Origin of the sequence: Streptomyces sp. GS7 (assembly GCF_009834125.1) — a bacterium.
Classification (GTDB): Bacteria; Actinomycetota; Actinomycetes; order Streptomycetales; family Streptomycetaceae; genus Streptomyces.
Genome location: NZ_CP047146.1, coordinates 8,362,108 through 8,387,022, shown reverse-complemented (window position 1 = coordinate 8,387,022; position 24,915 = coordinate 8,362,108). Strand labels below are relative to the sequence as shown.

At 71.0% G+C, this 24,915-nt stretch carries 23 protein-coding genes and 1 pseudogene; 17 read left to right on the top strand and 7 right to left on the bottom strand.

Features of this window, described 5'->3' with window-relative positions; genetic code table 11:
- Position 1: 1 nt before the first annotated feature.
- Positions 2–247 (bottom strand): MoaD/ThiS family protein, encoded by a 246-nt coding sequence (locus tag GR130_RS36390; RefSeq protein WP_159510454.1) that lies wholly within the window; start codon positions 245–247, stop codon positions 2–4.
- Positions 248–433: 186 nt separating this feature from the next.
- Here GR130_RS36390 and GR130_RS36385 point away from each other — a divergent pair, with 186 nt between their 5' ends.
- Together GR130_RS36385 and GR130_RS36380 are read left to right on the top strand one after the other, a co-directional pair.
- Positions 434–2,167 (top strand): ABC transporter ATP-binding protein, encoded by a 1,734-nt coding sequence (locus GR130_RS36385; protein WP_159508638.1) that lies wholly within the window; start codon positions 434–436, stop codon positions 2,165–2,167.
- A complete protein-coding gene (locus GR130_RS36380) occupies positions 2,164–4,194 on the top strand; it encodes an ABC transporter ATP-binding protein (protein ID WP_443043732.1) in 2,031 nt (676 codons plus the stop codon). The genes GR130_RS36385 and GR130_RS36380 overlap by 4 nt, the downstream gene beginning before the upstream one ends.
- A 110-nt stretch (positions 4,195–4,304) precedes the next feature.
- Here GR130_RS36380 and GR130_RS41470 read toward each other — a convergent pair whose 3' ends face one another.
- Positions 4,305–4,427, bottom strand: coding sequence for a hypothetical protein (locus GR130_RS41470; RefSeq protein ID WP_268977950.1), 123 nt, complete (start codon positions 4,425–4,427; stop codon positions 4,305–4,307).
- 130 nt (positions 4,428–4,557) lie between these two features.
- Positions 4,558–4,698, bottom strand: a complete 141-nt coding sequence (locus GR130_RS42140) for a hypothetical protein (protein ID WP_443043730.1) — start codon at positions 4,696–4,698, stop codon at positions 4,558–4,560.
- Between the two features lie 526 nt (positions 4,699–5,224).
- Here GR130_RS42140 and GR130_RS36370 point away from each other — a divergent pair.
- The 5 genes from GR130_RS36370 (at position 5,225) to GR130_RS36350 (ending at position 10,723) form a co-directional block, all read left to right on the top strand.
- On the top strand, positions 5,225–6,058 hold the full coding sequence (locus tag GR130_RS36370) for a response regulator transcription factor (RefSeq protein WP_159508637.1): 834 nt from the start codon (positions 5,225–5,227) through the stop codon (positions 6,056–6,058).
- 24 nt (positions 6,059–6,082) lie between these two features.
- Positions 6,083–7,108, top strand: a complete 1,026-nt coding sequence (locus GR130_RS36365) for a LacI family DNA-binding transcriptional regulator (RefSeq protein ID WP_159508636.1) — start codon at positions 6,083–6,085, stop codon at positions 7,106–7,108.
- Positions 7,109–7,239: 131 nt separating this feature from the next.
- Positions 7,240–8,367 carry a S1C family serine protease gene (locus GR130_RS36360; RefSeq protein ID WP_159508635.1) on the top strand — a complete coding sequence of 376 codons (1,128 nt, stop codon included), beginning with the start codon at positions 7,240–7,242 and terminating at the stop codon, positions 8,365–8,367.
- 119 nt (positions 8,368–8,486) lie between these two features.
- Complete coding sequence (locus GR130_RS36355) at positions 8,487–9,227, top strand: response regulator transcription factor (protein ID WP_159508634.1); 741 nt, start codon at positions 8,487–8,489, stop codon at positions 9,225–9,227.
- A complete protein-coding gene (locus tag GR130_RS36350) occupies positions 9,224–10,723 on the top strand; it encodes a HAMP domain-containing sensor histidine kinase (RefSeq protein ID WP_159508633.1) in 1,500 nt (499 codons plus the stop codon). Before GR130_RS36355 ends, GR130_RS36350 begins: the two co-directional genes overlap by 4 nt.
- A gap of 69 nt (positions 10,724–10,792) precedes the next feature.
- On the opposite strand, the gene GR130_RS36345 is transcribed toward GR130_RS36350, so the two are convergent.
- Positions 10,793–12,172: an LmeA family phospholipid-binding protein gene (locus GR130_RS36345; protein ID WP_159508632.1), complete on the bottom strand. Its 1,380-nt coding sequence runs from the start codon at positions 12,170–12,172 to the stop codon at positions 10,793–10,795.
- Positions 12,173–12,381: 209 nt separating this feature from the next.
- Between GR130_RS36345 and GR130_RS36340 the strand changes: the two genes are divergently transcribed.
- From GR130_RS36340 to mshD, 6 genes are all read left to right on the top strand, one after another.
- Complete coding sequence (locus GR130_RS36340; RefSeq protein ID WP_159508631.1) at positions 12,382–13,239, top strand: NAD(P)H-binding protein; 858 nt, start codon at positions 12,382–12,384, stop codon at positions 13,237–13,239.
- 421 nt (positions 13,240–13,660) lie between these two features.
- A complete protein-coding gene (locus GR130_RS36335; protein WP_159508630.1) occupies positions 13,661–13,990 on the top strand; it encodes a type VII secretion target in 330 nt (109 codons plus the stop codon).
- Between the two features lies 1 nt (position 13,991).
- The gene (locus GR130_RS36330) at positions 13,992–15,176 is read left to right on the top strand and encodes a WXG100 family type VII secretion target (protein ID WP_159508629.1); all 1,185 of its coding nucleotides are present in this window, start codon (positions 13,992–13,994) and stop codon (positions 15,174–15,176) included.
- A 31-nt stretch (positions 15,177–15,207) separates the two neighbouring features.
- Positions 15,208–15,393: a hypothetical protein gene (locus GR130_RS36325; protein ID WP_159508628.1), complete on the top strand. Its 186-nt coding sequence runs from the start codon at positions 15,208–15,210 to the stop codon at positions 15,391–15,393.
- Positions 15,393–15,650 carry a hypothetical protein gene (locus GR130_RS36320; protein WP_159508627.1) on the top strand — a complete coding sequence of 86 codons (258 nt, stop codon included), beginning with the start codon at positions 15,393–15,395 and terminating at the stop codon, positions 15,648–15,650. The genes GR130_RS36325 and GR130_RS36320 overlap by 1 nt, the downstream gene beginning before the upstream one ends.
- A gap of 142 nt (positions 15,651–15,792) precedes the next feature.
- Positions 15,793–16,710: a mycothiol synthase gene (mshD, locus tag GR130_RS36315; protein ID WP_159510452.1), complete on the top strand. Its 918-nt coding sequence runs from the start codon at positions 15,793–15,795 to the stop codon at positions 16,708–16,710.
- 25 nt (positions 16,711–16,735) lie between these two features.
- Here mshD and GR130_RS36310 read toward each other — a convergent pair whose 3' ends face one another.
- A complete protein-coding gene (locus tag GR130_RS36310; protein WP_159508626.1) occupies positions 16,736–17,992 on the bottom strand; it encodes an RNA-guided endonuclease InsQ/TnpB family protein in 1,257 nt (418 codons plus the stop codon).
- A gap of 26 nt (positions 17,993–18,018) precedes the next feature.
- On the opposite strand from GR130_RS36310, the pseudogene tnpA reads away from it, so the two are divergent.
- Positions 18,019–18,429, top strand: a pseudogene (tnpA, locus tag GR130_RS36305) (IS200/IS605 family transposase); the annotation flags it as partial.
- 293 nt (positions 18,430–18,722) lie between these two features.
- Here tnpA and GR130_RS36300 read toward each other — a convergent pair.
- Positions 18,723–19,340, bottom strand: a complete 618-nt coding sequence (locus tag GR130_RS36300; RefSeq protein WP_159508625.1) for a GNAT family N-acetyltransferase — start codon at positions 19,338–19,340, stop codon at positions 18,723–18,725.
- A gap of 271 nt (positions 19,341–19,611) precedes the next feature.
- Here GR130_RS36300 and GR130_RS36295 point away from each other — a divergent pair, with 271 nt between their 5' ends.
- The 3 genes from GR130_RS36295 to GR130_RS36285 all read left to right on the top strand — a co-directional run bounded on the left by GR130_RS36295 (position 19,612) and on the right by GR130_RS36285 (position 23,677).
- On the top strand, positions 19,612–21,894 hold the full coding sequence (locus GR130_RS36295) for an RNA degradosome polyphosphate kinase (RefSeq protein ID WP_159508624.1): 2,283 nt from the start codon (positions 19,612–19,614) through the stop codon (positions 21,892–21,894).
- Positions 21,857–23,170 (top strand): CHAD domain-containing protein, encoded by a 1,314-nt coding sequence (locus tag GR130_RS36290; RefSeq protein ID WP_443043728.1) that lies wholly within the window; start codon positions 21,857–21,859, stop codon positions 23,168–23,170. Before GR130_RS36295 ends, GR130_RS36290 begins: the two co-directional genes overlap by 38 nt.
- A gap of 78 nt (positions 23,171–23,248) precedes the next feature.
- Positions 23,249–23,677 carry an NUDIX hydrolase gene (locus GR130_RS36285; RefSeq protein ID WP_159508623.1) on the top strand — a complete coding sequence of 143 codons (429 nt, stop codon included), beginning with the start codon at positions 23,249–23,251 and terminating at the stop codon, positions 23,675–23,677.
- A gap of 65 nt (positions 23,678–23,742) precedes the next feature.
- Here GR130_RS36285 and GR130_RS36280 read toward each other — a convergent pair whose 3' ends face one another.
- Positions 23,743–24,750, bottom strand: a complete 1,008-nt coding sequence (locus GR130_RS36280) for an aldo/keto reductase (protein WP_159508622.1) — start codon at positions 24,748–24,750, stop codon at positions 23,743–23,745.
- Positions 24,751–24,915 lie beyond the last annotated feature (165 nt).

Sequence of the window (24,915 nt, the reverse complement as noted above, 5' to 3'; positions counted from 1 at the left end):
CTCATCCTCCGGCGAACGGCGGCAGGACCTCGACGGTGCCGCCCTGGGCCAGCGGCACGTCCGCGTGGTCGCGGGTGCCGACCTGAACGCCGTCCACCAGGAAGGAGCAGCGCAGCAGTACGCGCGCGAACTCCGGGTTCGCGGCATGCGCGGTCCGTGCCGCGTCCAGCGCCTCGGCGAGCGTCGCCGCCGCGTACGGCTCCTCGGCCGTGCCGGCGGCGGCCTTGGCCGCGGCCCAGTAGCGCACGGTGCCAGTTGTTGTCACGGCGGCCTCTTCGTGTCGGGGGCTCTTGCCGCCTCCATGATGGCCTACGCGGCGGCCGGTCCGGATTCGGGCGAGTTGCGATGACGACTGTTCGCACATCGCGGCGTTTCCGTCCCGGATTGGCGAAATTCGGTTGCCGGGGGCGAGTGTTCGCATAGGCTCCCGGATGTGTTGGTCCGACTCGCGCGGGCGCATCTGCGGCCCTATAGGCGCTCGATATCCCTCATCGTTCTGCTCCAGCTGATCCAGACGCTGGCGACCCTCTATTTGCCCACCCTCAATGCCGACATCATCGACAACGGTGTCGTCAAGAACGACACGGGCTACATCCTCCGCGTCGGCGTGTTCATGATCGTCGTGACGGCGCTGCAGGTCGTGTGCGCCATCGCCGCGGTCTACTTCGGTGCCCGTACGGCCATGGGGCTCGGCCGGGACATCCGGGCCGCGATCTTCGACCAGGTGCAGTCCTTCTCCGCGCGGGAGGTGGGCACGTTCGGCGCGCCGTCGCTGATCACCCGCACCACCAACGACGTCCAGCAGGTGCAGATGCTGGTGCTGATGACCTTCACGATGATGGTCTCGGCGCCGATCATGTGCGTCGGCGGCATCCTCATGGCGCTCGACCAGGACGTGCCGCTGTCGGCCCTCCTCCTGGTCATCATCCCGTTCCTCGGGATCCTCCTCGGGCTGATCGTGCGCCGGATGCGTCCGCTGTTCCGCGGCGTGCAGACCCGCATCGACACCGTCAACCGCGTGCTGCGCGAGCAGATCACGGGCATCCGCGTCATCCGGGCCTTCGTCCGCGACCGGTACGAGCGCGAGCGGTTCGCCGCCGCCAACACCGATCTGTACGACGTGTCGCTGCGCGCCGGCCGGCTGATGTCGACGCTGATCCCGTTGGTCATGCTGATCGTGAACCTCTCCAGCGTGGCCGTGGTGTGGTTCGGCGGACTGCGCATCGACGGCGGCGAGATGCAGATCGGCGCGCTGACCGCGTTCCTCAGCTACCTGATGTACATCCTGATGTCGATCATGATGGCGACGTTCATGGTGATGATGCTGCCGCGCGCGGAGGTCTGCGCCGAGCGCATCCAGGAGGTGCTGGCCACCGACTCCAGCGTCACCCCGCCCGCGAACCCGGTCACCGCGCTGCGCCGGCACGGCGAACTGGAGCTGCGCAACGTCGAGTTCCGCTTCCCCGGCGCCGAGCAGCCGGTGCTCAAGGACGTCTCCCTGGTCGCCCGCCCCGGCGAGACCACCGCCGTCATCGGCTCGACCGGCTCCGGCAAGTCGACCCTCCTCGGGCTCGTACCGCGACTGTTCGACGCGACCGGCGGCACGGTCCTGGTGGACGGCGAGGACGTCCGCACCCTGGACCAGGAGACGCTGGCCGACCTCATCGGCCTGGTCCCGCAGAAGCCGTACCTCTTCTCCGGGACGGTCGCGAGCAATCTGCGGTACGGCAATCCGGAGGCCACCGACGACGAGCTGTGGCACGCGCTGGAGATCGCCCAGGCGCGCGACTTCGTCGAGCGGATGGACGGCGGGCTGGACGCGGCCATCGCACAGGGCGGCTCCAACGTCTCCGGCGGCCAGCGGCAGCGACTGGCCATCGCGCGGGCACTGGTCCGCAAGCCGGAGATCTACCTCTTCGACGACTCCTTCTCCGCGCTGGACTACGCCACGGACGCCGCCCTGCGCGCCGCGCTGTCCCGTGAGACGGACCGGGCCACCGTGGTGATCGTCGCCCAGCGCGTCGCGACGATCCGCGGCGCCGACCGGATCGTGGTCCTCGACGAGGGCCGGATCGTCGGCACCGGTACCCACGCCGAGCTGATGGCCGGCAACGAGACCTACCGGGAGATCGTGCTCTCCCAGCTCACCGAGCAGGAGGCGGCGTGACCACCGCGGACAAGAGAGCGGCCGGTACGGAGACGGCCGCCGAGGGGGCTCCCGCAGCGGCGCCCGACGAGGCCGCGAAGCCGGCCCCGCGGCCCGGCCCGGCCGGCCGCGGCCCGATGGCCCGCATGATGAGCGGCCCGATCGACAAGTCGCTCGACTTCAAGAACTCCGGCCGGCGGCTGCTGGCCCAGATGCGGCCGGAGCGCGGCCTCATCACCGTCGCGCTGCTGCTGGGCGTCCTGAGCGTGGCGCTGACGGTCGTCGGGCCCAAGGTCCTCGGCCGGGCCACCGACCTGATCATGGCGGGCATCGTGGGCCGCCAGCTGCCGGCCGGCATCACCAAGGCGCAGGCCGTCGACCAGTTGCGGGCGCACGGCCAGGGCGGGCTCGCCGACATGCTCGGCACGATGCCGGTGGTCCCCGGCCACGGCATCGACTTCGGCGCCGTCGGCACGGTCCTGCTCTGGGTCACGCTGATCTACGTCGGCTCGTCCGTCTTCGGCTTCGTCCAGGCCCGGATCGCCACCCTGCTCGCGCAGCGCACGGTCTTCCGGCTGCGCGAGCAGGTCGAGGAGAAGCTGGCCCGGCTGCCGCTGAGCTACTTCGACAAGCAGCAGCGCGGCGAGGTGCTGTCCCGCGCGACCAACGACATCGACAACGTCCAGCAGACGCTCCAGCAGACCCTCAGCCAGATCGTGGTGTCGGTGCTGACGATCCTGGGCGTGCTGGTCATGATGTTCTGGATCTCGCCGCTGTTGGCGCTCGTCGCGCTGGTGACCGTGCCGGTCTCGGTCGTGGTCGCCGCCAAGATCGGCAAGCGGGCGCAGCCGCAGTTCGTCCAGCAGTGGATGACGACCGGCAAGCTGAACGCACACATCGAGGAGATGTACACCGGCCACTCGCTGGTCAAGGTCTTCGGCCGCCAGCGGGAGTCCGCCGCGCTGTTCCGCGAGCAGAACGAGGCGCTCTACGCCGCCGGGTTCAAGGCCCAGTTCATCTCCGGGATCATCCAGCCCGCGATGATGTTCATCGGGAACCTCAACTACGTCCTGGTGGCGGTGGTCGGCGGCCTCCGCGTCGCCTCCGGCGCGCTGTCCATCGGTGACGTGCAGGCGTTCATCCAGTACTCCCGCCAGTTCAGCCAGCCGCTGACCCAGGTCGCCTCGATGGCCAACCTCGTCCAGTCCTGTGTCGCCTCCGCCGAGCGGGTCTTCGAACTCCTCGACGCCCCGGAGCAGGCCCCGGACCCCGAGCGGCCGGTCCGCCCCGACGAGGTCAGGGGCCGGGTCGCCTTCGAGGACGTGTCCTTCCGCTACGACGAGAACAAGCCGCTCATCGACGGCCTCTCGCTGGCCGTCCACCCCGGCCAGACCGTCGCGATCGTCGGCCCGACCGGCGCGGGCAAGACCACCCTGGTCAACCTGCTGATGCGGTTCTACGAGGTCAGCGGCGGCCGGATCACCCTGGACGGCGTCGACATCGCCGGGATGTCCCGCGAGGAGCTGCGCGGCAACATCGGCATGGTCCTCCAGGACACCTGGCTGTTCGGCGGCACCATCGCCGAGAACATCGCCTACGGCGCCCCCGAGGGCACCTCCCGCGACAAGGTCGTCGAGGCCGCCCGGGCCACCCACGTCGACCGGTTCGTCCGCACCCTGCCCGACGGCTACGACACCGTCATCGACGAGGAGGGCGGCAACGTCTCGGCCGGCGAGAAGCAGCTGATCACCATCGCGCGAGCGTTCCTCGCCGAGCCGGCCATCCTCGTCCTGGACGAGGCCACCAGCTCGGTCGACACCCGCACCGAGGTCCTCATCCAGCACGCGATGGCCCAACTCCGCACCGGCCGCACCAGCTTCGTCATCGCGCACCGGCTCTCCACCATCCGCGACGCGGACGTCATCCTGGTGATGGAGAACGGCGCGATCGTCGAACAGGGCTCGCACGACGCCCTGCTGGCGGCCGACGGCGCCTACGCCCGGCTGTACGCGGCGCAGTTCGCGGAGGCGGTGGCGGAGACCGAGTGACCCGCGGCAGCGTGCGCGCTGCCGCCCGCCGTGCGCGCGATCGCCGCCGACCCCCGCCGGGTCGGCGGCGATCGCCGTATCCGGCGGCCCGTCCTGGTCCGCGGGCCGGCTCAGCCGGTGTGCGCCGCCACCCAGGCGCCGATCCTGCCCAGCAGCGCCGCGTCCGCCGCGTCCGCCGCGTGCCCGAAGCCGGGCGGGGGCGCTGACGGCGACGAATGCATCGGGGCGCGCAACCGTGCGCTCCCTGTGCTCCCGCTGGCCGAAAACCGTTCCCTGCCGTCCGTAGAGCGCGGCCTGCCGCAGGACGACCGAGCCGCCCGATCACCGCCCCTCGTGGAGGGGTCCTCGCCCCGCCCGCTGTATTCAAGAGCCGACGGTGGCGACCCGGCGGTGGCCTGGGGAGCGGGCCCAGCGGAGGGCGGCGGCCGGGTCCGGCACCTCTCGGTCGCCGACGGTGGGGCGTCCGCCGGAGCCGCCGTGGCCCCGGAAGGAGAACGTGATCACGTCCGCATGCTGGGAAAGAGCGGCCGAGGCGCGACGCGGTGCGGGTTTTTCCAGGCGGGTTTCTCCAGGGAGCCGGTGAAGCCGTGCGCCGGGACGATCGTCAGGTCGCCGGCGGGCGCCGCGGCGGGCTCACGGGGCGCTTCCGCAGGGGCCGTTCGGGGGTGTGGACGGCCCCGATCCGTACGCCGTCGTCCGTCAACAATGCCGCGGGGTGACCACTCGAAGTGATCGACGGAACACAAGAACGCGCAAAATCGGCCTCGGGTCCGCAAGTCATGTGAGCTATTCTGCTGGGCAAGAAGGATCCGGGCAGCGTCGCCCCCGGGTCCTTTTGTGCTTTCACACACGCAGTCCGTGTGACCGGAAGCACCCCGTACGAAGCAGAGCCGCAGACTCCCCCGGCCAGGCCGGGTGGTGCCCCCGTCGCAGGGACCGAGGAGGAACCAGACGTCATGGGCAAGCGAAGCGCGCAGGACAGTGAGCCGCACAGGATGAAGCTCGCCGGAAACCGGGTAGGTGGTCGGAAGTGAGTTCGCTTCTGCTGCTGACCAACGCACTCCAGCCGTCGACGGAGGTGCTTCCGGCGCTCGGCCTGCTGCTGCACAGCGTCCGGGTCGCCCCCGCCGAGGGCCCGGCCCTGATCGACACCCCCGGGGCCGACGTCATACTGATCGACGGCCGCCGCGATCTTCCGCATGTGCGGTCCCTGTGCCAGCTGCTGCGGTCCACGGGCCCGGGCTGTCCGCTGGTGCTGGTGGTGACGGAGGGCGGGCTGGCCGCCGTGACCGCCGACTGGGGCGTCGACGACGTGATGCTCGACACGGCGGGCCCCGCCGAAGTGGAGGCGCGGCTGCGGCTGGCGATGGGCCGCCAGCAGATCACCACCGACAACGGCCCCATGGAGATCCGCAACGGTGATCTCTCGGTGGACGAGGCCACCTACAGCGCCAAGCTGAAGGGCCGCGTGCTGGACCTGACCTTCAAGGAGTTCGAGCTGCTGAAGTACCTGGCGCAGCACCCGGGCCGGGTCTTCACCCGCGCCCAGCTCCTCCAGGAGGTCTGGGGCTACGACTACTTCGGCGGCACCCGCACGGTCGACGTGCACGTCCGGCGGCTGCGCGCCAAGCTCGGTCCCGAGCACGAGTCGCTGATCGGCACGGTCCGCAACGTCGGCTACCGCTTCGTCACGCCGGAGAAGGGGGAGCGGGCGGCGGCCGAGGCCAAGGCCAAGGACGGCGCCGCGAGGGCGGCCGAGGACGGCGGCGGGGACACCGCCGCTGGTGACGGCGCTCGCAAGGCGCCCGCGAGCGCGTCCCGGCCGGGTGCCGAATCCGGGTCCGCACAGCCTGCCCGCCGGTAGGACCACCCGCGTAGACTGCCGCGCGTGGCCAAGGTGACGAGGGATGACGTAGCAAAACTGGCGGGGACATCCACCGCCGTTGTCAGTTACGTCATCAACAACGGACCAAGGCCGGTCGCCCCGGCCACGCGCGAGCGGGTGCTCGCCGCCATCAAGGAGCTCGGCTACCGGCCCGACCGGGTCGCGCAGGCGATGGCGTCCCGGCGTACGGACCTCATAGGTCTGATCGTGCCGGACACCCGGCAGCCGTTCTTCGCGGAGATGGCGCACGCCGTCGAGCAGGCCGCCTCCGAGCGCGGAAAGATGGTGCTGGTCGGCAACGCCAACTACATCGACGAGCGCGAGGTGCACTATCTGCGCGCGTTCCTCGGGATGCGGGTCTCCGGCCTGATCCTGATCAGCCAGGGGCCCAGTGAGCACGCCGCCGCCGAGATCGACGCCTGGGACGCCCGGGTGGTGCTCCTGCACCGGCGGCCGGACGCCATCGACGACGTCGCGGTGATGACGGACGACATCTGGGGCGCGCAGCTGGCGACCCGGCATCTGCTGGAGCACGGCCATCCGTACGTGGCCTTCCTGGGCGGTACGGAGGAGACGCCGAAGTCCGGCGACCCGGTCACCGACCACGTGGAGGGCTGGCGGCGGGCCATGCTGGAGTCCGGGAAGTCGCCGGAGGGCCGCTACTTCGAGGCCCCGTACAACCGCTATGACGCCTACGAGGTCGCGCTGCGGGTGCTGGCCGGGCCGGACCGGCCGCCGGCCATCATGTGCGCCACCGACGACCAGGCGATCGGCGTGCTGCGGGCCGCCCGCGAGCTGCGGATCGACGTACCGGGTGAGCTGGCGGTCGCGGGCTTCGACGATGTGAAGGAGGCCGCGCTCACCGATCCGCCGCTGACCACGGTCGCCTCGGACCGGCAGGCGATGGCGCGGGCGGCGGTCGACCTGGTGCTGGACGACGGGCTGCGGGTGGTCGGCTCGCGCCGGGAGCGGCTGCGGCAGTTTCCCTCGCGGCTGGTCGTGCGGCGCTCCTGCGGCTGCGGGAGCTGAGCGGGCCGGGCGCCGCCGAGCGCGGACGACCGGCCGCACCGGGGCGCCCTTATACCGGGCATACCGACTTCTGTTGGGTCTCTCAGGGCGTTCTCAGACGGTTCTCATGCAGCGCCCGCAGAGTCGTGGCCATGACCGAGAGCTACCGCCGCAGCGGCGATGAGATGCCCCAGGACCGGCCGTACGCATACGGCACCGAGTACGGCAGCACGCCCGGCGGCACCCAGGGCGCCGACCAGGGCCGGATGTACGCCGGCGCCGGCGAGCCGGGCGCCGTACCGCCGCCCCCGCCGTACACCCCGGGGTACTCGGACGCGGGCGACGCCGGGGCGGCCGAGCCGCGGCGCCGGGCCCGCCGGCCGATCGCGCTGATCGCGGCGGTGGCGCTGGCCTCCGGTCTCATCGGCGGCGGCAGCGCGGCGCTGATAGCCGGCGCCACGCAGAACGGTGCCCAGTCCAGCGGCGCCTCCACCCCGCTCGTCAACGCCGGGCAGAACTCCGGCGGCGGCGTCGCCGGGGTCGCCAAGGCGGTCAGCCCGGCCATCGTGGAGATCAAGGCGAGGTCGGCGGGCGGCGAGTCCACCGGCTCGGGCGTGGTCATCACCGGCAGCGGCGAGATCATCACCAACAACCACGTGGTGTCCGGCGTCCCCAAGGTGACCGTCACCTTCAGCGACGGCAGCCGGAAGACCGCGACGGTCGTCGGCACCGACCCCGCCAAGGACCTGGCGCTGATCAAGGTCCAGGGCGCGAGCGGCCTGACCCACGCCACGCTCGGAGACTCCGGCAAGCTCGCGGTCGGCGACCCGGTGGTGGCGATCGGCTCGCCCGAGGGCCTGACCGGCTCGGTGACCAGCGGCATCGTCTCCGCGCTCAACCGCGATGTGACCGTCCCCAAGGAGAGCGGCCAGGGCCAGGACCAGGGACAGGGGCAGGGCGGCGGCTTCGGCGGCGGCCGGGGCGGCTGGCCGTTCGAGTTCGGCGGCAACCAGTACAACGGCGACACCGGCTCGTCCAAGACCTCGTACAAGGCGATACAGACCGACGCCGCGCTCAACCCCGGCAACTCCGGCGGTGCCCTGATCAACCTCCAGGGGCAGATCATCGGCATCAACTCGGCGATGTACTCCCCGAGTTCGTCGGACAGCAGCCAGGCGGGCAGCGTCGGCCTCGGCTTCGCCATACCGATCAACACGGTCAAGGCCGACCTGGCCTCCCTGCGCGGCGGCGGCAGCGGCGGCGGCAACAGCGGGGTCTGACCGGCGCCCGCCGCGGACGCCGGTTGTCCACAGGCGCCTCCGCCGGTGCGGCATCCGTGCCAGGCTGAAGGTGAGGAAGGTCCAGCCGGTCCGCGACGCACCCCGAGGTAGCCACGCACATGAGCCCCGCCGAGCACGGTGATCACCCCGCCCGCATCCTGATCGTCGACGACGAGCCCGCGGTCCGCGAGGCCCTGCAGCGCTCGCTCGCCTTCGAGGGGTACGGCACGGAGCAGGCGGTCGACGGCCTGGACGCGGTGGAGAAGGTCGCCGCGTACGACCCCGAACTGATCGTGCTGGACGTGCTCATGCCCCGGATGGACGGGCTCACGGCCGCCCGCCGGCTGCGGGCGAACGGGGTGACCGTACCGATCCTGATGCTGACCGCCCGGGACACCGTCGGCGACCGGGTCACCGGTCTGGACGCCGGCGCCGACGACTACCTCGTCAAGCCCTTCGAGCTGGACGAGCTGCTGGCCCGGATCCGCGCGCTGCTCCGCCGCAGCTCGTACGCGGCGGCGGCCGGCGCCACCCCGCCCGACGAGAGCGAGCTGCTGACCTTCGCCGACCTGCGGATGAACCTGGGCACCCGCGAGGTCGTCCGCGGCAGCCGGCCCGTCGAGCTGACCCGCACCGAATTCACCCTGCTGGAGATGTTCCTGGCCCATCCGCGCCAGGTCCTCACCCGCGAACAGATCCTGAAAGCCGTATGGGGCTTCGACTTCGAACCGACCTCCAACTCCCTCGACGTGTACGTGATGTATCTGCGCCGCAAGACCGAAGCGGGCGGCGAGCCGCGGCTCGTCCACACCGTCCGTGGAGTCGGCTACGTTCTTCGCTTGGACGGCGGCGCGGAATGAGCGCCACCGGCGAGCCGAACGGGCCGGACGGCACCCGCCGTTCCTGGGTCGGCCTGACCCGCTACCACCAACTGCCGCTGCGCTCCCGCCTGGCGCTGCTCACCGCGGTCGCGGTCGCCTTCGCGGTGGCCCTGTCGGCCGCCGCCTGCTGGCTGATCACCCGCGACCGGCTCACCGAACAGCTCGACACGACGCTGAGCACCGTCGACGTGAACTCCGACTACGTCCAGGCGCTCAGCGCCCGCTGCGTCACCGGAACGCTGCCCAACGTCCGCTTCCAGCCCACCCCGTACACCATCCAGTTGGTGACCCCGTCCGGCTATGTCTGCACCTCGCCGGACAAGTGGCAGATCCCCGCCCAGCACAAGGACGAGGCGGTCGCCGACGGGCGGCTGGCCAGCGCCGTGCACACCACCAGGGACGTGAACGGCACCGAGATGCGGGTCTCGACCGTCCCCTACCGCGGGCCGGGCACCGACATCCAGGGCAACCACCTGGCGATCTCCGTGGCCGCGCCGATGGATCAGGTCACCGATCCGCTCTACCAGCTCGCGCTGGTGCTGCTGGTCGTCGCCGGGGTCGGGGTGCTGGGCGCCGCCACCGCCGGCCTGTGGGTGGCCCGCGCGGGCCTCAAGCCGGTGGACCGGCTGACCGACGCCGTCGAGCACGTCGCCCGCACGCAGGACCTGACCATCCGTATCCCCACGGACGGCGAGGACGAGATCGCCCGCCTCTCCCGGTCCTTCAACGCCATGACCGCCGCACTGGCCGCCTCCCGCGAACTCCAGCAGCAGCTGATCGCCGACGCCGGTCACGAACTCCGTACGCCGCTGACCTCCCTCCGCACCAACATCGACCTCCTGGAGCGCAGCGAACGCTCCGGCCGGCAGATCCCGGCGGCCGACAAGGCGGCCCTGCTGACGTCGGTCAAGGCCCAGATGGGCGAGCTGGCCGCCCTCATCGGCGACCTCCAGGTGCTCTCCCGCCCGCCCGAGAACGGTTTCGGCGCCCCCTCGGCGGCCGTCCGCGTCGTGGCGCTCCACGACGTCGTCGGCTCCGCCCTCGAACGCGCCCGGCTGCGCGGCCCGTCGCTGGCCATCACCGCCGACCTCGACCCCTGGTTCGTACGCGCCGAACCGGCCGCACTGGAGCGCGCGGTGGTCAACCTCCTCGACAACGCGGTCAAGTTCAGCCCGTCCGGCGGCACGGTCGAGGTCCGGCTGAAGAGCGGCGCGCTGACGGTGCGGGACCACGGCCCCGGCATCCCCGAGGACGAGCTCCCGCACGTCTTCGAGCGCTTCTGGCGCTCCCCCTCCGCCCGCAGCCTCCCCGGCAGCGGTCTGGGCCTGTCCATCGTGGCCCGCACGGCGGAACAGGCGGGCGGCGGCGTGCGCCTGCGCAACGCACCGGGCGGCGGTACGGAGGCCCTGCTGACCATGCCGGGAGCGGCCACTCCGCCACCGGCGACACCGGGGGAGGAGCCGGGGGAGGCGTAGCGGATCCGGGACGTGCACCGACGCGTCGTCCGACGAGCCGGAACTCCTTCCGCGTTCCTTCTCCTTCGCCTAATCGGCCTTCTTCGGCTTCTTCGCCGCATCGCCGAACGGCAGGTCCGACCCCGTCAGATCGACGTGGATGCCGTCGCGTTCCACGGAGATGTTCCGCAGCCGGACGTCGCCCGGTGTCTTCGGGAGCTGGAAGGAGAGCGACAGCCGGTCGGCGATCTGCGGCTTGGTCAGACCGGTCAGCGCGCCGAGCACCTTCGGGTCGATGCCGACCTTCTGCAGCAGCCAGGGGTGGTCCGTCACCACGTCGACGAGGTTGACCTGCATCAGCTGGTGGACGAAGCGTGGCGACCCGATCAGCTCGTGCAGCTTGTCGTCGCTGCGCAGCGCCGCGTCGATGTAGTCCTTCGGGATCCCGATGCGTTCCGCGATGGCCGGAATGCTCAGCATCGCCTTCACCTTGGCGGCCTGCCGGCTGACCTCGGCGGCGGCCTTGGGGGTCAGCCGCAGCCCCTCGTCCTTTCCGGTGCCCGGCCGGTAGACGGCGACATCGCCGATGTCGAGCTGCATCTGGCTGATGTCCGTGGAGACTCCCCGGTCACCGTTGCGCTCAATACGTGCCTCGGCATGAACGCGCAAGGTGCGGCCCGCGATGGGCAGTTCGCCGACCGCCCGGACGCCGTTCGTCCCCATTCCGCTGAACTTCACCTGGGAGGCGCCGAGTTCGCGGTTCATGTCATCGAAGGCCAGCAGCACACTGCCGTGCATGGCACCGATGGTGGCGCCCTTGATGTCGGTCGGCAGATCCCCGTCCAGCCGGATGTCCTTCGCGCTCGCCTCGACCTTCGCCAGCGAGACGCGGTCCGCGGCGACGTTCGGGATGATGACGTCCACCTGGTCCAGCCGCTTGTCCCACACCTGGGTGAGGAAGGGGAACCCCTTGATGTCGACTTCCGGCCTGGCCTGGAGGTGCAGCGCCTTCTTCACCTCCTCCTCGGCCTTGTTCTGTGCGTAGAGGACGGCGAACCGGTCGCCGAGGGTGAGGATTCCGGCGCACACCAGCAGCGCGACCAGCAGCTTGACGGTGCGCGGTACGGCCGCGAACCGGCTGATCCCGCGCTTCGTCCGGCGGTGGTTGGGCGGCGCCCACTCCTCGTCCTCGTCATCCGCGCGCAGCCCCAGACCCAGCGGGTCGTCGCTCTCGTCACGCTCGTTGAGATACGACCGCCGGCGGGGCGCCGCCGCGTACTCCGCGGCGTATTCCGGCTCCGGCTCCGGCTCCGGATCCGCGAGGGCGGCCAGATCCGCGTACGGATTGACCTTTTCCAGCTCTCTCGTGTCGCCCTGCGGGTCGTCCTGGCCGCCCGGCATACGGGAATTGAGGGACTGCTGACCGGCGGGTATCGGCGAGGGTGAAGCTATGCGTATGGGGGTTCGCATCAGCACATCCCACCATGAGCGGGACCCCGGAACGCAAGTCTGACCCGCGGAATGTGAGATACGCGAAAGTTGTCCGGACGGCCTTGGCGAAAATTTACCGCGCTCCGGCACGCACCTGAACTAGCGTCAGCCCTCTGGGCGGCGTGCCACGCCACGCCCCGCGCATCCTCGACCCTTCTGATTCATCTGCTTCCTTCGAAGGAGTGCCCATGATCGTGGTAACCGGAGCAACCGGCAACATCGGCCGCAGCCTTGTCGCCCGCCTCCTTGAGGAAGGCGCCGCCGTCCGCGCGCTGACCCGTGACCCGGCGCGGGCCGGACTCCCGGAGAGAGCCGAGGTGGTCCGCGCCGACCTCGGCGAGGAGACCGAACTCACTCCGCTCCTCACCGACGCCGACGCCCTCTTCCTCAACCTCGCGGCCGGTGGCGGCGAGGCCGCGACCCGGCTGATCGACGCCGCGGCCAAGGCCGGCGTCCGCCGTATCGTCCTCAACTCCTCCCTCTCGGTGACCGATACGCCCGCCGACGAGACCAACTTCATCGCCCGCAACCACGCCGCGCTGGAGCGCGCGGTACGCGACTCCGGCCTGGAGTGGACCTTCCTCCGCGGTGGCAACTACGCCACCAACGCACTCAATTGGGCCTCGGCCATCCGCGAGTCGGGCGTGGTCCGCGACCCGCACCCGGGCGCCCAGGGCGTCCCCGTCCACGAGGCCGACCTCGCGGACGTCGCCGCCGTCGCCCTCCTGGACCGCACCGGCGCCCACCGGAACCAGACCTACCTGCTGACCGGACCGGAGTCGCTCACCAACGCCCAGCAGGTCGCCGCCATCGGCGAGGCGATCGGCCGCCCGACCCGCGTGGAGCAGATCTCGGAGGATGAAGCCGCCGAGGCCATGTCCGGCCCCCACTTCCCGGTCGAAGCCGCCCGCGAACTCGTCCGCCTCTTCGGCCAGTCGGTCGACGCCCCCCTCTTCCCCGTCTCCGACGCCGTCGAGCGCCTCACCGGCCACCCGGCCCGCCCCTTCGCCCAGTGGGCCCGGGACCACGCGGGGGACTTTTCCTGAGGGGACCTTTCCTGATCGCCGCACAGGCTGTTGTCTGCTGGCCGCCGGGGCGGAGGCACCCGGCGGCCAGCTGACAGGGAGATGGCGGCTACGTCAGCCGACTGCAGTCCGCTCGCGTCCCGGCCCCGCAACGACGGCACCGCCACGGCGGGTAGGTCAGGCTGAGAAGAGCTGTGGGCGGGGGCAGCGACGACCTGACATCGGCACCTCCGGACGTGCCGAGAGCAGCGAGCAGCAGTCAGGGCTGGTCGCGACGCCGCAGCGATCGTCTCCCAGTCGGGACATGTCCAGGCCCGGGCATGCCCATGGGTGTCATGTGCCCGTCAATCCCGTATCCGGAACCCGTTAAAGATCCTTACTGGGCGCGCCGCTCCCCGGCGTACTGCTGAAGGCTTGTACGCGATCGACGAGCGGGAGTTGGATGACTGGGCAATACGGTGTCGAGCCGACGGCGTTAACGGATCTGGCAGGCAAGTTCGACCTGCAAGCGGAGGATCTGGCCGACCCGATACATGCGTTCGCGGGGACGTCGGCCGAGGTGGGAGAGGCGTTCGGCGCTCTCGGCGCCTGCGATGGCGCGATGGAGAAGTACCAGAAGTTGCTGGCCGGCACGCTGGAGGCGCTGAGTCACCTTCCCGAGGTGTTCACCGGCGACGCCGCCCGGCTGCGGATCAACGCGTCGAACTACCAGGACGCGGACCAGGTCGCCATCGGCCACCTCCAGTCCGCGGCCCGGGTCCAGTGGGCGTGACGTGAACATCAACGGCTGGATCGACGGCAAGGTCCTGGAGACCCTCCAGGCGTTCGGTGTGGAACTCCCCGGCGGCAACGGCGACACGCTCCGCTCGATCGCCCGTGCCTGGGACACCATGGGCACCGAACTGGCCCATCGCGTAAAGGCCATCGACACCGCCATCGACGCTGTCGACAAGCAGGGTTGGCACGGCGCGGCCCGCGACGCCTTCGAGAAGCACTGGCGGGACCAGAAGAAGACCATCACCGACATCGCGAACAACTTCCACCATGTCGCCGACGGGTTGCGGGAGTTCGCGGACGAGATCGACAAGATCAACGAAGAGATCATCGACATCTGCGTCCAGATCGCGGAGATGGAGTTGCTCGGCGTCGCGCTGTCCGCCTTCACTGGTTTCGTCTCCGACCTCGTCGCCAATACGGCCGTGGCCGCGAAGGTCGCCAAGATCGTGGACCTGGTCAAGCTGTTCACCTCGGCGGCGGAGAAGGTGGCGGCTCTGTTGGAGCGCTTCGGCATGATGAGCGCCAAGGGCGCAGAAGCGCTTTCCGCGTTGGCCCGATTCGGCGCCAAGTTCCTCGCGAAGGGAGCGGAGAGCTTCGCCACGAACTTCGTCGCCGACTCGGGCAGCCTGATGCTCAACCAGGCGCTCACCGGTCAGCCGGTGACGGTGGGCGAAGATTTCCGCACCGCCGGTAAGGAAGCCGCGGGCACGGCCGTGTTCACTGCGGGCGGGGCATCGCTGGCGGAGGGCGCCAATCTGACGGGCCGCTTCGGAAGGGTGCTCAGCGGCGAGGGCCGGGCCGGCAACGCCGCCAATGGTGCGGTCGGCAACATCGCGGGTGGTCTCACTGCTGACGTATGGGACGGTAAGGACATCGAGACCATAGCGTGGGATGCGGGAACGAACGCCTCTACCGGCGCCCTCGGAAATGCCGCCGGTGATGTCCACTTCGGGAACCAGGAGGGACACAGCCTCGGAGGCCGGGAAGTGGCTCAACACCACCAGTACAAGGACACGCTGTACCGAGACGGCTTCGGCACCGGCCTCAACACGGGGATTTACGAGGGGGGTTCCGGGATCGAGTCGGACATGCAGGACCTGCCAAAGAAGCCGAGAAGGGGGAGAGTGACCCGTGCCCGGTGGGCCTCACGGCGTGACCTTGGCGGCGGTCGTACACATTGACCCGAATCACCCTGATCCAGGCTGGGCGCCCTTGCTTTTGGCGCTCCTCGGGCTCGCCGGGTGCCTGATCGCCGGTTCCGGTGTCTACATGACCCTTGCCCTCCGTCGTGCCTACGACGGGAAGAAGTGGGGGGACTACGTGGTCGGGCCGGTCATGCTCGTCATCGGCCTCGCCGTCGCCACCGTCGGTTTCGGCTTCGGTTTCGGGTTGTTGTGATGGACGCCGCGAGCACGGTGATCCTGGCAGGGGTCGCGCACATCCCGAAGCACGACCCCGGCTGGGCTCCCTCCTTCGAGCTGCTCCTCGGGATCTTCGGTTGCCTGGTCGTCTGTGCCGGTGTCGTCTTGACCAACGGGCTCTGGCGGATCAAGGACGGGAAGAGCTGCTTCACCTACCTGTTCGGGCCGGTGGTCCTCGCCATCGGCCTGGCCATGACCATCGCCGGTCTCGGCCTCGCCTTCCACCTGCTGTAGCGCGGTGCGCCCCGCAGCGGCCCCGGCCGTCCGCCTCTGCCCCGGGCGGGCGGCCGGGGGCAGTACGCGGCGGCGCCCGCGACTCCCCCGCGGCCCGGCGGCCTCGTCGTACGCTTCACACATGACTGACGCTGCACAGGAGATGGGCCGGACCGGCCGCAGGATCCAGGTGGTCGACGAGGTCGCGCCGGATGAGGCCGCGACCGTCCTCGATCTGATCGAACGGGCCGCGCGGACGGACGGGCAGCCGGCCGTGTCCGAGCAGGGCCGGCTCCAGTTGCGGGGCGGCAAGCGGGCGGGCGTCCGGCATGTGCTGGTGTACGTGCCCGGGGACGACGGCGGCCAGCTGGTCGCGTACGGGCAGCTGGAGGACACCGATCCGGTGGAGGCGCCGGCCGCCGAGCTGGTGGTCCATCCGGGGCACCGCGGCCGGGGGCACGGCCGGGCGCTGGGCGGTGAGCTGATGGAGCAGTCCGGGCGCCGGCTGCGGGTGTGGGCGCACGGCGGGCACCCGGCCGCCCGGCACCTCGCGCAGACCCTGGGGCTGACGATGTTCCGGGAGCTGCGGCAGATGCGGCGCTCGCTGGCGGACCTGGACCTGCCGGAGCCGGTGCTGCCTGAGGGCGTGACCGTCCGTACCTTCCAGCCGGAGACCGATGACGCGGCGTGGCTGGAGGCGAATGCCGAGGCGTTCGCGCACCACCCCGAGCAGGGCTCGCTGACCCAGCGGGATCTGGACGACCGCAAGGCCGAGCCGTGGTTCGACCCGAAGGGCTTCTTCCTGGCGGAGAAGGACGGCCGGCTGGTCGGCTTCCACTGGACCAAGGTGCACGCCGAGGAGGGCCTCGGCGAGGTCTACGTCCTCGGCGTGCGGCCGAGCGCGCAGGGCGGCGGGCTGGGCAAGGCGCTGACCACGGTCGGGCTGCGGCACCTGGCGGGGCAGGGGCTGGCGACGGTGATGCTGTACGTGGACGCGGACAACCTGGCGGCGGTGAGCGTGTACGAGCGGCTGGGGTTCGTCACGCACGAGACGGATCTGATGTACCGGTCGGAGACCTGATCCGGTTTGACTTCCGCTCCTCGCCCTAAAGGGCGGGGATTCCTACCACGGTCGGCTGACCGTCTCGGTGGGTTCCTGCTTCACCGCGCTGCGCGGGCACGAATGCCCGTCTTACCTGCGCTCCACAGGCTGATACCGCCAGTCCGGCGGCCTTGGCGACGTTGACCGCCGCATTGATGTCCCGGTCCAGGACGGCCCCGCAAGCTCCACACGTCCACTCACGGACGTTCAACGGCTTGGGGCCGTCCTTGACGCCGCAGGTCGAGCAGACCTGGGAGGTGGGCTCGAAGCGTCCGATGCGGTGGAAGCCGCGCCCGTATCGCACGGCCTTGTACTCCAGGAACGCTACGAACTGGGACCAGCCCGCATCGTGCACGGACGTGGCCAGGCGCGTTCGGGCGAGTCCCTTGACCGTCAGGTCCTCAACGGCAACCGCTTGGTTCTCGCGGATGATCTTCGTTGAGAGCTGGATTGGGGTCTCCCCTGCTCGAACGCAGTTGAGAGCTTGGGGAAGGAACTCGCGCCGCGCATCGGCCACCCGTCCATGGGCGCGCGCGACCTTGATACGGGCCTTGGTCCGGTTGTTGCCGCCCTTGGCCTTCCGACCCAGGTTCTGCTGCGCCTTCTTCAGCTTCTTCTCGGCCCGGCGCAGGAAACGCGGGGCTTCGATCTTCGTGCCGTCCGAGAGGATCACAAAGTGGGACAGGCCCAGGTCGATGCCGACCACGGCGCCCGTCTCGGGCAGTTCCTCGATGTCGGTCTCGACCACGAAGGAGGCGAAATACCGGCCGCCCGCGTCCTTGACCACGGTCACCGTGGACGGCACCGAAGGCAGTGCGCGGGACCACTTCACCCGCACATCGCCGATCTTCGGCAATGCCAGGTCGCCGCCGGTCGTGATCTTCCAGCGGGCGTTGGCGGTGAACCGGACAGTCTGCCGGTTGTCCTTGCGGCTCTTGAACCGGGGTGCGCCCATGAGCGGGCGCTTGCCCTTCAAACCGTCGAAGAAGTTCTTGTATGCCGTGTCCAGGTCCCGAAGGGACTGTTGCAGGACGACGGCCGAGACCTCGCCGAGCCAGGCCCGTTCTTCGGTCTTCTTCGCCTCGGTGATCAGCAGCTTCGACAGGTCCCCGGTCTTCGGGAACGCCTCACCGCCTGCGCGGGCGGTCTCACGGGCCCGAAGGGCGTCGTTGTAGACCACCCGCGCACACCCGAACGCACGGGCCAGCGCAAAACGCTGGGGCCCGTTCGGGTAGAGGCGGAAGGAGTACCGAAGCTGCATGTAGGTCACCGTAGTGCAGTTGGTTTATGGCTGACATGCAGAACATCCGTGCAGGCCAACACTGCACGTTCGCGCTCCACGCCCACTTGGTTTTCGTGACGAAGTACCGTCACAAGGTCTTCAACGATGCGCACCTCAAGCGGACAGAGGAGATCATGCGCGCCGTCTGCGCCGACTTCGCGTACGAGCTGATCGAGTTCAACGGCGAGAACAACCACGTCCACCTGTCGGCGAAGTTCCCGCCGAAGGTCGCCCTGTCCAAGTAGGTCAACAGCCTCAAAGGCGTCAGCTCCCGCAGGCTCCGCCAGGAGTACCCGGAACTGGTCCGGCACCACTCGCGGGCACAGCGGCTGTGGTCCGGCTCGTACTTCGCCGGATCGGTCGGCGGGGCTCCGCAGTCGATCGTCCGTCAGTACATCGAGCAGCCGAATCATCCGCTCCAGCCTGCGGTTCAGAGCACTTCTCAGAACCGCTTCACCACCGAGCCAAAGCCCGGTGCACTGCGATGATCCCGGTAGCGGGATCAGATGCGGCGTATCGGGATCCGGCGTGGCGCGCGAAGGGCCGGGGTGGACCGTGGGCGGTCCGCCCCGGCCCTTCGCATGCCGTCCGGCCGCGGTCGCGGCCACCACGGCTGCGGCCATGAGGCACCGGACGGAGCCTCAAGGACCCGGAGGTCAGGACCTCAAGACCCGCCGGACGGGGCCTCGAAGACCCGTCGGACAGGGGCTCAGGGCCGCGGCTGCCGCTGCTCCTGCTGGGCGCGCCACTCGCGCGCCAGCATCGCGTAGACCACCTCGTCGCTCCATTCGCCGTCGAGGAACTCGTTCTCCCGGAGGTGGCCCTCGCGGCGCATGCCCAGCCGCTCCAGCAGCTTGGCGGAGGCGGTGTTGCGACCGTCCAACTCCGCCTGGATGCGGTGCAGTCGCAGGTCCTCGAAGCCCAGCTTCAGCAGGGCCCGGGACGCCTCGGTGGCGTAGCCGCGGCCCGCGTGGTCGGGGTGGAAGACATAGCCGATGCCGCCCTGGCGGTGCTCGCGGCTGGTGTAGACGAAGGTGAGGTCGCCGACCAGGGCGCCGGTCTCGCGCAGGACGACGGCGATCTGGAGGACGTCGCCGGACTCCCGGAGCGTCGAACGGGCCGCCTTCGCGGCGACGGAGGCGCGGGAGCCGGCCTCGTCGAGGGGGCCCCAGTAGAGGTAACGGCAGACCTCGGGGAGGCGCTGATAGGCGTAGATCGCGGCGAAGTCGTCGTGGCGCACGGGGCGGAGGTCGAGGCGCTCGGTGCGGAGCGGGTAGTCGGGGGTGAACGGGAGTGGCGGGGCGGGTGGGGCGGAAGGTGTGGGCACGCGATCAGGGTAGGGAGCGGGTGCCGGGGGTGCAGCCGGGTTTTCCGGGTTGGCCGTAGCGAAGATCGGCGACGCCGTCCCGGCGCGGAAAATACCCGGGAGTAGCTCCCCGCTTGCCTTGCCGCCACGTCCGCGTTACCGGCGATTCAACATCACTTGCGAGCATCACTGAATGCAGCCCGCTGTGCCGAACGTGCCGAAACCGCGGCTCTCCGTCGCTCCGCCGCCTCCTGACGCGCCTGGAACCGCCATGGCGCGGAAGAATGAGGACATGAAGCAGCAGCGCAGCGCTCAGGCCCCGGCCCAGCCCGAGATGCCGTCCCAGGAGACGCCGAGGGCGGCGGGCCCCTCGGTGCAGCCCTCGGTGGGCTCGATCGCCGCGCACCGCCCGCACGCGGTGAGCGGCACGCTGTCTGGTCTGGAGCCCGACCTGGACGCCGATCCGGACGCGTACGAGGACCGGGGCGTTCCGGGTGCGAACGGCGAGGAGCTGCCCAGCGGGCGCTTCCTGGACCGCGAGCGCAGCTGGCTGGCGTTCAACGAGCGGGTGCTGGAGCTGGCCGAGGACCCGGCCACCCCGCTGCTCGAACGGGCAAACTTCCTGGCGATCTTCGCCAGCAACCTGGACGAGTTCTTCATGGTCCGGGTGGCCGGCCTCAAGCGCCGGATCGCCACCGGGGTCGCCACCCGCTCCGCGTCCGGCCTCCAGCCCCGCGAGGTGCTGGACCTGATCTGGACGCGGTCCCGCGAACTCATGGCCCGGCACGCCGCCTGCTACCAGCAGGACATCGCCCCCGAGCTGGCCGAGCAGGGCATTCACCTGATCCGCTGGCCCGATCTGACCGACAAGGAGCAGGCCCGGCTGTTCACGCTGTTCCGGCAGCAGATCTTCCCGGTCCTCACCCCGCTGGCAGTGGACCCGGCGCACCCGTTCCCGTACATCTCCGGGCTGTCGCTGAATCTGGCCGTGGTGGTCAGGAACCCGGTCAGCGGCCATGATCACTTTGCCCGCGTGAAGGTTCCGCCGCTGCTCTCCCGCTTCCTGGAGGCGTCCCCGCAGCGCTATGTCCCCATCGAGGACGTGATCGCCGCGCACCTGGAGGAGCTGTTCCCGGGGATGGAGGTGCGGGCGCACCACATGTTCCGGGTGACCCGCAACGAAGACCTGGAAGTGGAGGAGGACGACGCGGAGAACCTGCTCCAGGCGCTGGAGAAGGAGCTGATGCGGCGGCGCTTCGGACCGCCCGTCCGGCTGGAGGTCGAGGAGTCCATCGACCCGGGCGTGCTCGACCTTCTCGTCCAGGAGCTGAAGGTCTCCGAGGCCGAGGTCTATCCGCTGCCGGGGCCGCTCGACCTGACCGGGCTGTTCGGGATCGGGGCGCTGGACCGGCCGGAGCTGAAGTACCCCAAGTTCGTGGCCGGTACGCACCGCGACCTGGCGGAGGTGGAGTCCGCCTCCGCGCCCGACATCTTCGCCGCGCTGCGCGCCCGCGACGTGCTGCTGCACCACCCGTACGACTCCTTCTCCACGTCCGTCCAGGCGTTCCTGGAGCAGGCCGCGGCCGACCCGAACGTGCTCGCCATCAAGCAGACGCTCTACCGCACCTCCGACCACTCGCCGATCGTGGACGCCCTGATAGACGCCGCGGAATCCGGCAAGCAGGTCCTGGTCCTGGTGGAGATCAAGGCGCGCTTCGACGAGCAGGCCAACATCAAGTGGGCCCGCAAGCTGGAGGAGTCCGGCTGCCATGTCGTCTACGGCCTGGTCGGGCTCAAGACGCACTGCAAGCTGTCGCTCGTCGTCCGGCAGGAGGGCGAGATACTGCGCCGGTACTCCCATGTGGGGACCGGCAACTACCACCCCAAGACGGCCCGGCTGTACGAGGACCTGGGGCTGCTGACCGCGGACCCGCAGGTGGGAGCCGACCTCTCCGACCTCTTCAACCGGCTGAGCGGCTACTCCCGCCGGGAGACCTACCGCCGGCTGCTGGTCGCGCCCAAGTCGCTGCGCGACGGGCTGATACAGCGCATCGCCAAGGAAGCCGCGCACCACCGGGCCGGGCGTCCCGCCTACGTCCGGATCAAGGTCAACTCGATGGTCGACGAGGCCGTCATCGACGCGCTCTACCGGGCCTCGCAGGCCGGTGTGCCGGTCGACATCTGGGTGCGCGGCATCTGCGCGCTGCGCCCCGGGGTCCCCGGCCTGAGCGAGAACATCCGCGTCCGCAGCATCCTCGGCCGCTTCCTGGAGCACTCCCGGATCTTCGCCTTCGGCAACGGCGGCGAGCCCGAGGTGTGGCTGGGCAGCGCCGACATGATGCACCGCAATCTCGACCGGCGGATCGAGACGCTGGTCCGGGTCTCCGACCCGGCCCACCGCGCGGCCCTCAACAGGATGCTGGAGACCGGCACTTCGGACTCCACCTCGTCCTGGCACCTGGGCCCGGACGGCAGCTGGACCCGGCGGTCGGTGGACGCGGACGGCACCCCGCTGCGGAACGTACAGGAAATGCTCATTGACGCCCGGAGGCGCCGGCGTGGCCCAGCGACATGACCAGCCGGCCGGGGGGCCGTCGCCCGGTCTCATCGGCATCGGCAGGGGAATCGGAATCGGATACGGGCCCGGCGGAGCGCCGGGAGCCCGCGCGGCGGTGGTGGATGGGCCGGGGGATGCGGTGTTCGGGGAGATTTCGGCGTACGGGGAGGCCCGTTACGGGCCGGGGACCGAGGGACAGGGGGCGGCGGCGCCGTACGGGCCGGACGGCGGCGGCGTGGGCGCCGGGCTCGCCGGCCGGACCGCCGGGGACGTGCTCGCCGGCTATCTGCACCGGCAGGCCGCCGACTTCCTGCGCAGTCTGCGGCTGCACCGGGAGAGCGGCGCGGACGCGGCGGGCGCGGGCGAGGCGGCCCGGCAGCTGCGCCGCGCGGCGCGCCGGATCAGCGCGACGCTGCACACCTTCCGGCCGCTGACCGAGGAGGTCTGGGCCGACCAACTCCGTTCCGAGCTGGGCTGGTTGAGCGGCACCCTGGCGCGCGAGCAGGCGTGCGAGGCGCGCCGGGAGCGGCTGATGGGGGCGTTGCAGCGGCTGACCGGCCGGGCGGAGCGGGCCGAGCGCCCGGCGGAGCGCGGCGGCCGGGGCGCCCGAGGGGGCCGTACGGCCACCGCTTCCGCCCCCGCGGCGCCGGCCGCCGGTACGGCCGCCGAGCCGGACCACGAGAGCGCCCTGTCCGCCGGTGCGGCGCGGGCCGGGGCGCTGCTCGACCGCCAGCTCACCCTCGCCCGGACCCGCGCGCACTCCGCCGCCCTCCAGGCGCTGGGCTCCTCCCGCTTCCACGCCGTCGCCGACTCGGTCGCGGTGCTCGCCTCCGAGGCGCCGCTGGCCCGTACGGCGGCGGAGGTGCCCGCCGCCGAGGAGCTGCCGCCGCTCGCCGAGCAGGCGCACCGGCTGCTCGCCGACGCGGTCGCCCTGCTGCCGCTGGCCCGCGCCGGCCACCCGTACAACGCCGCCGCGCTGGCCGCCGACCACCGACAGGACGCCCCCTGGCACCAGGTCCGGCTGCTGGTCCGGCTGAGCCACTACGCCCAGGAAGTGGTCGCCCCGGAGCGCCCCGACGCCCGGCTGGCCGAGTCCGGCCGGGCGCTGGAGCTGCACCGGGACGCCGCCGAGGCGGCCGCCGCAGCCGCCACCGCGGCCCGCACGCCGCGGATCGCCCCGGCCACCGCGTACGCTCTCGGGGTTCTGCATGCCGATCAGCGCCACGAGGTCGAGGCGGCCCGTTTCGCCTTCGGCCGGGTCTGGCTGCCGAGGGCGGCCGAGCACACGGGCTGAGGCGAAGCGAGGGGAAACCGAGGGGGAGAAGTGGGAAAGACAACGAGCCGGAAGGGACGGGCGGGAGGCGAGGGACGGATGACCGACACCGCACCGATCCGCGCCGCGGGGTGTGTGCTGTGGCGCCGCTCGCCCTCCCACGGCGGGATCGAACTCGCCCTGGTCCACCGGCCCAAGTGGGACGACTGGTCCTATCCCAAGGGCAAGCTGAAGCCGCGGGAGGACCCGCGGCAGGGCGCGCTGCGCGAGGTCCTGGAGGAGACCGGTATGACCTGCGAGTTGGGCCCCGAACTCCCCACCGTCCGCTACCTGGTCGGCACCCGCCCCAAGGTGGTCCACTACTGGTCCGCCGAGGCCACCGGCGGCGGTTTCCTCCCCAACAAGGAGGTGGACCGCCTGCTGTGGACGACCCCCGAGGCGGCCCGGGACGTCCTCACCCAGCCCCGGGACAAGGAGCTGGTCGGGGTGCTGCTCAGCGTGCTCCGGGTCAGCGGACGGGGGCTGTGAGCGCACGAGGGCGGTGAGCGGACGGACGGCGTGGACAACGTGGCCGCGCCGTCCGCCGTCCGCGCTCAGCGCCGGCGCAGCGAGGCGTCCAGGATGGCCGGTGCGGCGTAGTAGTTGTCGGCGCGGTTGAGGTCGGTGCCGGGCGGGACGATGGCGTCGATGCGGTCGAGGACGTCGGCGGAGAGGGTGATGCCGGTGCCGTCCAGGAGGGTGTCGAGCTGGTCCATGGTGCGGGGGCCGATGATGACGGAGGTGACCGCCGGGTGGGCGCGGACGAAGGCGGTCGCCAGGTGGGGGAGGGTGAGACCGGCCTCGGCGGCGAGTTCGGTGAGCGCGCTGACCGCCTCCGCCTTGCGGGCGTTCTCCGGGACGGTGAGGTCGAACTTCCGGTTTTCGAGGGCGGCCCGGGAGCTGGCCGAGAGGTCGCGGCCGGAGAGCCAGCCGGCGCTGAGCGGTCCCCAGGTCAGCACGCCGATGCCGTAGCGCTGGGCGGTCGGCAGCACGGCGTTCTCGACGCCGCGGGCCAGGATCGAGTACGGCGGCTGCTCGCTGCGGAAGCGGATGTGGCCGCGGCGGTCGGCGACCCACTGGGCCTCGACGAGCTGCTCGGCGGGGAAGGTGGAGGTGCCGATCGCCCGCACCTTGCCGGACCGGACGAGGTCGGAGAGCGCGGAGAGGGTCTCGTCGATGTCGGTGTCCGGGTCGGGGCGGTGGACCTGGTAGAGGTCGATGTGGTCGGTGCCGAGCCGGCGGAGGCTGCCCTCCACCGCGCGGACCAGCCAACGGCGGGAGTTTCCGCGGTGGTTGGCGTCCGGGCCCATCGGGTTGTGGAACTTGGTGGCCAGCACCACGTCGTCGCGGCGCCCCTTGAGAGCCTTCCCGACGATCTCCTCGTTCTCGCCGTCGGAGTAGATGTCCGCGGTGTCGATGAAGTTGATACCGGCGTCCAGCGCGCGGTGCACGATCCGGATGCCGTCCTCGTGGTCGGGGTTGCCCCAGGCGCCGAGCATCATCGCGCCGAGCGCGTACTCGCTGACCGAGATACCGGTACCGCCGAGGATCCTGCGCTGCATCAGTCGCTCCCTGTGGAATCCGGTGATTCCTGTCGTCGCGGTGCCTCCCGGGGCGGATCCCCGGGTACGGGCGAAAGCCTCCCCGCCATGTGAGGAGCGGACCAGGCCCGTCCCAGCCGGGGTCCGGCAGAACCACCCAGCCGGTGGAGCGACGCATACTGGACG

Bases quoted from the DNA above. Each gene is read 5' to 3' on its own strand.
- GR130_RS36360 (WP_159508635.1), top strand. From the start codon at position 7,240: ATGACCGAGAGCTACCGCCGCAGCGGCGATGAGATGCCCCAGGACCGG.
- GR130_RS36355 (WP_159508634.1), top strand. From the start codon at position 8,487: ATGAGCCCCGCCGAGCACGGTGATCACCCCGCCCGCATCCTGATCGTC.
- GR130_RS36350 (WP_159508633.1), top strand. From the start codon at position 9,224: ATGAGCGCCACCGGCGAGCCGAACGGGCCGGACGGCACCCGCCGTTCC.
- GR130_RS36345 (WP_159508632.1), bottom strand. From the start codon at position 12,172: ATGCGAACCCCCATACGCATAGCTTCACCCTCGCCGATACCCGCCGGT.
- GR130_RS36340 (WP_159508631.1), top strand. From the start codon at position 12,382: ATGATCGTGGTAACCGGAGCAACCGGCAACATCGGCCGCAGCCTTGTC.
- GR130_RS36335 (WP_159508630.1), top strand. From the start codon at position 13,661: ATGACTGGGCAATACGGTGTCGAGCCGACGGCGTTAACGGATCTGGCA.
- GR130_RS36320 (WP_159508627.1), top strand. From the start codon at position 15,393: ATGGACGCCGCGAGCACGGTGATCCTGGCAGGGGTCGCGCACATCCCG.
- mshD (WP_159510452.1), top strand. From the start codon at position 15,793: ATGGGCCGGACCGGCCGCAGGATCCAGGTGGTCGACGAGGTCGCGCCG.
- GR130_RS36310 (WP_159508626.1), bottom strand. From the start codon at position 17,992: ATGCAGCTTCGGTACTCCTTCCGCCTCTACCCGAACGGGCCCCAGCGT.
- GR130_RS36295 (WP_159508624.1), top strand. From the start codon at position 19,612: ATGAAGCAGCAGCGCAGCGCTCAGGCCCCGGCCCAGCCCGAGATGCCG.
- GR130_RS36285 (WP_159508623.1), top strand. From the start codon at position 23,249: ATGACCGACACCGCACCGATCCGCGCCGCGGGGTGTGTGCTGTGGCGC.
- GR130_RS36280 (WP_159508622.1), bottom strand. From the start codon at position 24,750: ATGCAGCGCAGGATCCTCGGCGGTACCGGTATCTCGGTCAGCGAGTAC.